This is a genomic window from Phenylobacterium sp. (assembly GCF_028290885.1).
GTDB lineage: Bacteria > Pseudomonadota > Alphaproteobacteria > Caulobacterales > Caulobacteraceae > Phenylobacterium.
In genome coordinates this window covers 1-8,864 of sequence record NZ_JAQGIZ010000050.1, presented here as the reverse complement: position 1 = coordinate 8,864, position 8,864 = coordinate 1, and the positions used below count along the sequence as shown (strand labels likewise).

At 70.3% G+C, this 8,864-nt stretch carries 7 protein-coding genes; 3 read left to right on the top strand and 4 right to left on the bottom strand.

Annotation, left to right across the window (positions count from 1 at the left end; genetic code table 11):
* A partial coding sequence (locus JWP28_RS04330) for a VWA domain-containing protein (RefSeq protein WP_299540375.1) occupies window positions 1-1,026 on the bottom strand: 1,026 nt, incomplete at its 3' end.
* Between the two features lie 4 nt (window positions 1,027-1,030).
* A complete protein-coding gene (locus tag JWP28_RS04325; protein WP_299540372.1) occupies window positions 1,031-1,990 on the bottom strand; it encodes a MoxR family ATPase in 960 nt (319 codons plus the stop codon).
* 140 nt (window positions 1,991-2,130) lie between these two features.
* Between JWP28_RS04325 and JWP28_RS04320 the strand changes: the two genes are divergently transcribed.
* The 3 genes from JWP28_RS04320 (at window position 2,131) to JWP28_RS04310 (ending at window position 6,369) form a co-directional block, all read left to right on the top strand.
* On the top strand, window positions 2,131-2,760 hold the full coding sequence (locus JWP28_RS04320; protein WP_299540369.1) for a methylamine utilization protein: 630 nt from the start codon (window positions 2,131-2,133) through the stop codon (window positions 2,758-2,760).
* A 10-nt stretch (window positions 2,761-2,770) separates the two neighbouring features.
* Window positions 2,771-5,095, top strand: a complete 2,325-nt coding sequence (locus JWP28_RS04315; protein WP_299540367.1) for an EAL domain-containing protein — start codon at window positions 2,771-2,773, stop codon at window positions 5,093-5,095.
* Between the two features lie 290 nt (window positions 5,096-5,385).
* A complete protein-coding gene (locus tag JWP28_RS04310; RefSeq protein WP_299540364.1) occupies window positions 5,386-6,369 on the top strand; it encodes a hypothetical protein in 984 nt (327 codons plus the stop codon).
* Here the strand turns inward: JWP28_RS04310 and JWP28_RS04305 are convergent.
* Both JWP28_RS04305 and JWP28_RS04300 read right to left on the bottom strand, forming a co-directional pair.
* A complete protein-coding gene (locus JWP28_RS04305; RefSeq protein WP_299540362.1) occupies window positions 6,366-7,898 on the bottom strand; it encodes an aldehyde dehydrogenase family protein in 1,533 nt (510 codons plus the stop codon). The genes JWP28_RS04310 and JWP28_RS04305 overlap by 4 nt on opposite strands.
* Before the next feature lie 5 nt (window positions 7,899-7,903).
* A partial coding sequence (locus JWP28_RS04300) for a saccharopine dehydrogenase C-terminal domain-containing protein (protein ID WP_299540359.1) occupies window positions 7,904-8,864 on the bottom strand: 961 nt, incomplete at its 5' end.

Here is an 8,864-nt window from a genome sequence, read left to right as displayed (position 1 = left end):
GGTCTGCAGCACCTTGAGGATCGCGCCCTCGACGCCGTTCTCGTCGAGGATGGCGTTCACCGGGATCAGCCGGCCGGAGAAGGCGAAGGCGTCCAGACGGTCAACCACCTCGTTCAGCGAGTAGAGGAAGGTCAGCAGGAACTGGGCGGCGGCGGCCACCGACTTGGAGACGTCGCAGATGGCGACGATCGACGGCTTGTCGACCTTCTTGATCTTCCATTCGATCTCGAAGGGCACGCCGCCGTGAGCCATGGATTTGCGCAGCGTCTTGCGCACGTCGAGGTGGCCGCGGTTCGCGGTGTGGCGGCGGCGCGAGTAGCGGTCGGCGAGCCGCTTGGCCATGCGCCTGACCAGCGCCTGCATCATGGCGAGGTCGACGGGGTCGATGCCGCCGTCGGCGTTCAGCGCCTTCTTGGCCAGCATCTCTTCGCGCAGCGCCCGGCCGGAGCCAGCGGCGTAGAGCTCGTGCTGGCGCTGGACGAAGCGCTGGGCCTGGGCGGCCAGCGCCCTCTTGGCGGCGTCGAGGCGCGCGGCCAGGCCCTGGCCTTCGGGGAGCTTTCGCGCCCTGGCGATGATCTGCTCGATCTCGGCCAGGCCCATCTCGTCCAGCAGGCGGCGCGTCATGCGGCTGCGCTGGGTGGAGAGGCGGATTTCGCCGACGCCGGCGCGCTCGGCGGCGGCCTCCATGGCCTGGACCACGGCCGCGGCGTCGCCCTGCAGCAGCATCTGGGCAAGCGGCGATTCCGCCGCCGCGTCATCGGCCGGCGAGCCCTCGCCCTCGCGCGGTTCCGGTGGCGGCGGCAGGGCGAGCGCGTCGCGGGCGAAGAACCGCTCGAAGGTCTCGTCGAAGCGGACCACCTCCTCGCGGGACTTGGCGAGCGTGGCGCAGAGCGCGTCCTTGAACAGCTCGCGGTCGGCATAGCCCACGGCCACGGCGGTGCGCGCCGCGTCGATCGCCTCGGCCGGCGAGACCCGCACGTCGGCGGCCCGCAGCGCTCTCAGGAACTCCTCGAGGGTGTGCTGCATGGCCTCAGCGCCTGTGCAGCAACTCGACGATCTGCGGTTCGACGGCCACGATGTCCTGCTCGAACTTCAGGATCACGTTCAGGGTGTCGCGGACCATGGCCGGCTCCAGGCTGTCGGCGTGCAGCAGGACCAGCGCGCGGGCCCAGTCCACGGTCTCGGAGATCGACGGCGCCTTCCTGAGGTCCAGCGTGCGCAGCGATTGCACGAAGGCCACCAGCTGCTGGGTCAGCGCCTGCTCGACGCCCGGCACGCGGGTGGCGACGATGCGCTCCTCCAGCGCCGGCTCGGGCAGCGGGATGTGCAGGTGCAGGCAGCGGCGCTTCAGCGCATCGCCCAGGTCGCGGACGTTGTTGGAGGTGAGGAACACCAGCGGCGGGGTCTTGGCGACGATCACGCCCAGCTCCGGCACCGAGACCTGGTAGGCGGACAGCACTTCCAGCAGGAAGGCCTCGAACGCTTCGTCGGACTTGTCGATCTCGTCGATCAACAGGACGCAGCCGTCGTCATGGCGCAGCGCCTGCATCAGCGGCCGCGGCTCCAGGAACGGCTCGGAGAAGAACAGATCGCCCATGCCGTGCAGGCGGTCCATGGCGGCGTCCATGGTGGCCGCATCGGCCAGTTGCTCGCCCATGCGGTCCTTGAGGATCTGGGTGTAGAGCAACTGCTTGCCGTACTTCCACTCGTAGAGGGCTTTGGACTCGTCGAGCCCCTCGTAGCACTGCATGCGGATCAGCGGCTGGGCGAGCAGGCGGGCGGTGGAGAGCGCCAGCTCGGTCTTGCCGACCCCGGCCGAGCCTTCCACCAGGATCGGCTTTTGCAGGTGCACGGCCATGTAGAGGGCGGTCGCGATCCGGCGCGAGGCGATGTAGCCGACGCTGCCCAGCCCCTCCACCAGGGCGTCGACGGACGAGAACGGGTCGGTGGACGGCCGCGCCGGAGCCGTAGTGGAAATCGTCAAAGTCACAGGCTTTCAAAATGCGAACGCTGAAAGCCCGATTGTGCCGCGCGCCCGATGTGAGGGCAAACGGGAACCGGCCGGGCGAGGAAATCGGGTGTTTCCCGTGCTTTACGCCAACTTCACCTGCGGCGCCTAAGCTTGCGGCCATGCGCGCGCTCGCCCCCACGCTGCTCGCCTTATGCCTGGCCGCTCCGGCGTGGGCCGGCGACCTCGCCGTGACAGTCGCCACGCCGGCGGGAAAGCCGGTCGGCAACGCCGTGATCATGGTGCGCCCGCGGGGATTTTCGCCGCGCGGCCCGATCCGCTTCCCGTGGCCCTACGTGATGGCCCAGCAGGACATGCAGTTCGATCCCTTCGTGCTGGTCGTGCCGGTGGGCGCGGAGGTCTCCTTTCCGAACCACGATCCGTTCCGCCACCACGTGTTCTCCTTCTCGCCGGCCAAGACCTTTGAGCTGAAGCTCTACAGCCGCGACGAGACGCGGAAGGTGAAGCTGGAGAAGGCCGGAGTCGTCGCCCTCGGCTGCAACATCCACGATGACATGACCGCCTTCATCCGCGTGGTGGACACGCCCTTCGCGGCCAAGAGCGGCGCACATGGCGAGGCGGCGATCCGCGACCTGCCGCCCGGTCCCGCGACGGTCACCATCTGGCATCCGTTCCTGAAGAGCCGCGGCGGGGAAGAGACCCGCGAAATCGTCGTGCCGGCTTCGGGAACGCTCAGCCTTGCACTCGTCGCCGATCTTCGCAGTCCGCCGCTGCGGCGCGGCGGCTACTGAGGCCGCCGGCGTGTTCACCCGCCTCCGCACCCGCCTCACGGTGCTCTACGCCGCCCTGTTCGGGGCGACGCTGCTGATGATCTCTCTGGGCGTCTATACCGCCATCGACCAGGCCGCTCAGCGGCAGGTGCGGAGCGAACTGACAGCGTCCGGGACGGTCTTTGACCGAGTGTGGTCGCTGCGGTCGGACCGGCTGCGCGTGGGCGCGACCCTGCTCTCACGGGACTTCGGCTTCCGCGAGGCGGTGGCGACCGGCGACAGCCCGACCATCGTCTCCGCCGTGGACAACCTGAAGCGCCGCTTCAGCATCGACCGGGCGTTCATGGTCACCGTCGATGGGCGGGTGATCGGCGACGACGCCGGGGCGCTGGCGCACGACGCCCCGCGGTTGGCGGCGGCCTTCGAGGCGGCCGAGGATCCTGTCGGCGTGGTGATGTTGCGCGGCGCGCCCTACCAGGTGATGGCGGCGCCGGTGTCGTCTCCGGACCAGACGGGTTGGCTGGTGTTCGCGGTCCGGCTCGACCGCGCCGAGATGGCCGGCCTCGAGCGGCTTTCGGCCATTCCCCTGACCGCGGCTGTGCTCCACCGCGACACTACGGGATGGCGCCAGGACGGCCGTTCGAGCGAGCGCGACCGCCGGGGCCTGAGCCGCTTCATCGACGAGGCGATCGGGAAGAGGCTGGCCGCGCCGCAGGGGCTGGACGAGACCGGCGGACGCTCGCTCGCCCTGGTCAAGCGCCTGCCGACCCTGACGCCAGACACGCCGGCGGTGCTGTTGCTGCGCTATCCGCTGGCGCTGGCGCTGGCGCCCTACCGGCTGCTGCTGGCGATCGTCGCCCTGGCCGGGATCATCGGGCTCGTCGTGGTGGTCTGGGGGTCCTGGGTGCTCGCCCGCGGCGTCACCCGCCCGATCTCGGCGCTGGACGAGGCCGCCCAGCGGCTGCAGCGCGGCGAGGACGCGCAGGTGGCCATCGAGACGCGGGACGAGATCGGGCGGCTGGCGGCAAGCTTCAACACCATGGCCACCGAGATCCGCGACCGCGAGCGCCGGATCACCCACCTGGCCCTTCACGACGGCGAAACCGGCCTGCCCAACCGCCTGGCGCTGGAGCGGGTCATGGAGGGGCTCTCCGACCTGCCGCCGGGCCGGGCCTATGTGGCGGCGCTCGGACTCCACCGTTTCGACCACCTTCGCGGCGCCATCGGCTATGCGCTGGCCGCGCAAGCCGTGCGGATGATCGGCGCCCGGCTCGCCGGGCTCGCGCCCGCCTCTGGGGTGGCGCGCGTGGCCAGCGACGTGCTGGGTTTCGCCCTCATCGCCGACGGGCCGGAGGCCGCGGCCGACGACGCGGCCCGGCTGATGGCCGCGCTGGAGCAGCCGCTGAACATCGGGGGCGACGCGATCGACGTGACCCTCAACCTGGGCCTGGCGCCCGTCGTGCGCGGCGCGGGCCCCGGCGCAGCCATCGAGCAGGCCAACATCGCCCTCGACCAGGCCCGCGCCGGCCGCCGCAAGGTGGCCTTCTTCGACAGCGAGGCCTACGGCGACCCGGCCTCGAACCTCTCCCTGATGAGCGGCATGCTGGACGCGCTGGATGGCGGCGCCCTGGAGCTGTTCTACCAGCCGAAGTTCGACATGCGCCGCGGCGCGGTGACGGGACTGGAAGCTCTGTCGCGCTGGCGCCACCCGGTGCGGGGCATGCTGTCCCCGGACCTGTTCATCCCAATGGCGGAGGAAACCGGCCACATCCGCACCCTGACCGAGTGGGCGGTCAAGCGCGCGATCGCCGACCAGGCCACTCTGGCGAAGGCGGGGCACGTCCTCGACATGGCGGTGAACATCTCCGGCCGGACGCTGGGGGAGCCGGACTTCGCCGACTTCGCGCTGGCCCAGGCGCGCGAGGCCACCGGCCATCTGATCTTTGAGATCACCGAGACGGCAGTCATCGAAAACCCGGACATGGCGCTGGCCATGCTCGACCGGTTCGCCGAGGCCGGCATCGCCATCTCGATTGACGACTTCGGGACCGGCCTGTCCTCGCTCGCCTACCTGAAGCGGATCCGCGGCCAGGAGCTGAAGATCGACAAGTCGATCGTCCAGGATGTGACCGAGAGCCAGCGCGACGCCCTGATCGTCCGTTCGACCATCGACCTCGCCCACAGCCTGGGGCTGAAAGTCACCGCCGAGGGCGTCGAAACCGAGGCCTGCTTCTCGCTGCTGGGCGCCATGGGCTGCGACCAGGCGCAGGGTTATCTGATCTCCAAGCCTTTGCCGTTAAGGGAACTTTTGACGTTTCTGGACAAGGATGAGTTCGGAGAACGAAGTTACGCTTAAGTAGGGAGGCCGACATAGCAGGATGCTGGCCGGCGCGACTGGCGGCGCTGATCCTGACCTGCGCCTTCGCCTCACAGGCGGACGCCCAGTCGGACATCGTTTCCCCCGATACGTTTCACGGGCTCGTCGAGGTTCGCGCCGCCGCGGCCGACGGCGAGACTTCGTGGCTGGACGGCGGGTTCGGCAAGACCAGCGTCTCCGGCGGCGGCGGCGGTCACGCCCGCGGCGACGTCGAACTCTCCCAGGCGGCGCTGGAGTGGCGGCCGCGGTTCAACTTCGCGGTCAGCGCGATGGTGACGGCGCTCTTCCAGCCGCAGCTCGACCCCAAGCTGGATCTCGGCGAGGCCTACCTGAAGCTGAAGGCGCCGCCGAGCGGCCTGGGCCGTGTCTCGGCGCGGGTCGGCGTGTTCTATCCGCCGGTCTCGATGGAGCATGACGGCGTGGCCTGGACGACGCCCGACATGCTGAGCGGCTCGGCGCTGAACAGCTGGATCGGCGAGGAGGTCAAGGTGGGCGGCGTAGAGGTCACCCTGCAGCGTAGCCTGGGCGCCCATGAGATCGAGGCGACGGCGGCGGTGTTCGGCTGGAACGATACGTCCGGGACGCTGCTGACGTTCCGAGGCTGGGCGCTCGACGAGGTCCGCACCGGGGTGCGCACGGGCTTCCACCTGCCGCCGCTGTCGCCGTTCGCCGAACGGTTCCAGTACGACGAGACCTATCCGTTCCGCGAGCTCGACCATCGGGCGGGCTACTACGGGCGCCTGGAGTGGCGGCCGCCTGCGCCGGTCAGCTTCAACGCCCTCTACTACGACAACGCCGGCAACCGGACCGCCGTGGACAGCGACGGCCAATGGGCCTGGGAAACCCGCTTCGTGAACGTGGGCATGAAGTGGCAGGCCAGCGACAGCACGCGGGTGCTGGTCCAGGCGATGAACGGCGAGACCCTGATGGGTTACGTCATGCCCGGCGGGATCTGGTTCAACACCGGCTTCCAGGCGGCCTATGTGCTGGCGCAGCACAAGCTCGGCGATGATACCGTCAGTGGACGGCTCGACGCCTTCCGGACCCGGGACCGCACCTTCCGCGCCCTTGACGACAACCAGGAGAACGGCTGGGCGGCGACGGCGTCCTGGCGCCACCGCCTGGCCCCGCACCTGGACCTGATCGTGGAGGCCCAGCACGTCGCCAGCAAACGCGCGGCTCGTAGCCTGGCGGGCGAGGCGCCGAAGCAGGACCAGACGGTCGTCCAGTCGGCCCTGCGGTTCTGCTTTTAGACGTCGAACTCCACCCCCTGGGCCAGCGGCAGGGTGCGGCCGTAGTTCACCGTATTGGTGGCGCGGCGCATGTAGGCCTTCCAGGAGTCGGAGCCGGCTTCGCGGCCGCCGCCGGTTTCCTTCTCGCCGCCGAACGCTCCGCCGATCTCCGCGCCAGAGGGGCCGATGTTGACGTTGGCGATGCCGCAGTCGGAGCCCCGGGCCGAGGTGAAGAGCTCGGCCTCGCGGATGTCGTTGGTGAAGATCGAGGACGACAGGCCCTGCGGCACGTCGTTCTGCAGGGCGATGGCCTCGGCGAGGTCCGAATAGCGCATGACGTAGAGGATCGGCGCGAAGGTCTCGCGGCGCACGATCTCGGCCTGCTGCGGCATCTCCACCAGCGCCGGGCGGACGTAGACCGCCTCGGGACGGCCCGGCAGATGGACGCGTTCGCCGCCGGTAACCTGGCCGCCGGCGGCTCGGGCGTCGGCCAGGGCGCGCTGCTGTCCCTCGAAGGCGGCGGCGTCGATCAGCGGCCCGACCAGGGTCCCGGCCTGGCGCGGATCGCCCACCGGCACGGAGCCGTAGGCGGCCTTCAGCCGGGGCAGGAAGGCGTCGTAGAGGCTGTAGTGCACGAACAGGCGCCGCAGCGTCGTGCAGCGCTGGCCGGCGGTGCCCATGGCTGCGAAGGCGACGCCGCGCAGGGTCAGGTCCAGGTCGGCGCTGGGCGCGACGATCGCGGCGTTATTGCCGCCGAGCTCCAGGAGAGCGCGGGCGAAGCGTGCGGCGAGCCTCGGCGCCACGGCGCGGCCCATGGCGGTCGATCCGGTGGCGGAGACCAGCGGGACCTTGGGATGGTCGACCATCGCCTCGCCCACCTCGCGGCCGCCGATGACCACCGCCGAGAGGCCCTTCGGCGCGTCGCCGAACTTCGCGCAGACGCGCTCGAACAGCGCCTGGACGGCCAGCGCCGTCAGCGGGGTCTTCTCCGACGGCTTCCAGACCACGGCGTCGCCGCAGACCAGCGCCAGGGCCGCGTTCCACGACCACACCGCGACCGGGAAGTTGAAGGCGGAGATCACGCCCACGACCCCCAGCGGGTGCCAGGTCTCCATCATCCGGTGCTCGGGCCGCTCGGTGGCGAGCGTCAGGCCGAACAGCTGGCGCGACAGGCCGGTGGCGTAGTCGCAGATGTCGATCATCTCCTGCACTTCGCCGTTGGCCTCGGAGACGATCTTCCCGGCTTCAAGCGTGACCAGGCGGGCGAGATCGGCCTTGGCGGCGCGCAGCTCCTCGCCCAGCAGGCGGACCAGTTCGCCGCGCCGCGGCGCCGGCGTGCTGCGCCAGGCCAGGTAGGCCTCGTGCGCGGCCTCGATGGCCTTGGCGACGGCCGCGGGTGAGCTGTCATGCACGTCGCCGATCACCTCGCCGGAGACGGGCGAGCGGACCGGCCGGCCGCCGCCGGTCCAGAGCGCTTCGGGAACGCCCAGGCGGTTGAGCACCTCGGCGGCCTCGGCCCGGGCGGAGCCGACCTTGGTCTGTACGGTCATGGTTACTACTCGGCGGCGCGCAGGGCTTGCTGTTCGGGAGCGTAGAAGCGTCCGAAGCGGTTCGCCAGCACGTCGGCGAGCGGAATGTCCTCCTGGCGGATAAAGCCCTGGGTGGGCAAGCGCCCTTCGGCCAGCAGGTCCAGCACGGCGCAGACGGCGCCGGCGGTGGTGATCTGGATGGCGCTCCGCATCTCGCCGGCGACGGGCTGGGCGAAGACCTTGTTGACATAGGTCTCCTGCATCAGCCGGCCGTCCTTCAGTCCACTGACGGTCACGAAGACGATGACCACGTCTTGCAGGGTGGCGGGGACGGCGTTCTCCAGGATGTCCTTCAGCAGCGGCCGACGGTTGCGCAGGCCGAGGTCGTTGAGCAGCGCCTTCATGATCGCCGCGTGGCCGGGGTAGCGGATTGTGCGGTAGTTGAGGTTGCGCACCCTGCCGTCCAGCGTCTGGCACAGCGTGCCCAGCCCGCCGGAGGTGTTGAACGCCTCGTAGGTGACGCCGTCGAGGGAGAACTCCTCGCATTCCTCCAGCGCCGGCACCTCGCGCAGGCGGCCCTCGACGATCGCCTCGCAGGGCTCGCAGTATTCGTTGATCACCCCGTCGGTCGACCAGGTGAGGTTGTAGTTGAGCGCGTTGGAGGGGTAGCGCGGCAGGGCGCCCACCCGCAGGCGGACGTCGTGCAGTTCCTCGAAGTGCTTGCAGAGGTCCCAGGCGGCGATGGTGATGAAGCCCGGCGCCAGGCCGCACTGCGGGATGAAGGCGGTGGCGGAGTCCCTGGCTAGTTCGCGCACCACGCGGCTCGCGGCCACGTCCTCGGTGAGGTCAAGGTAGTGGGCGCCGGCGGCCTTGGCGGCCTCAGCCACCACGGCGGTCAGGTGGTAGGGCGCGGCGTTGACGACGGCGAAGCAGCCGGCGAGCGCCTTGGCCAGGGCCGCGGGGTCGTCGATGGCCATGGCGGCGGTC

Bases quoted from the DNA above. Each gene is read 5' to 3' on its own strand.
- JWP28_RS04310 (WP_299540364.1), top strand. From the start codon at position 5,386: ATGGTGACGGCGCTCTTCCAGCCGCAGCTCGACCCCAAGCTGGATCTC.
- JWP28_RS04320 (WP_299540369.1), top strand. From the start codon at position 2,131: ATGCGCGCGCTCGCCCCCACGCTGCTCGCCTTATGCCTGGCCGCTCCG.
- JWP28_RS04305 (WP_299540362.1), bottom strand. From the start codon at position 7,898: ATGACCGTACAGACCAAGGTCGGCTCCGCCCGGGCCGAGGCCGCCGAG.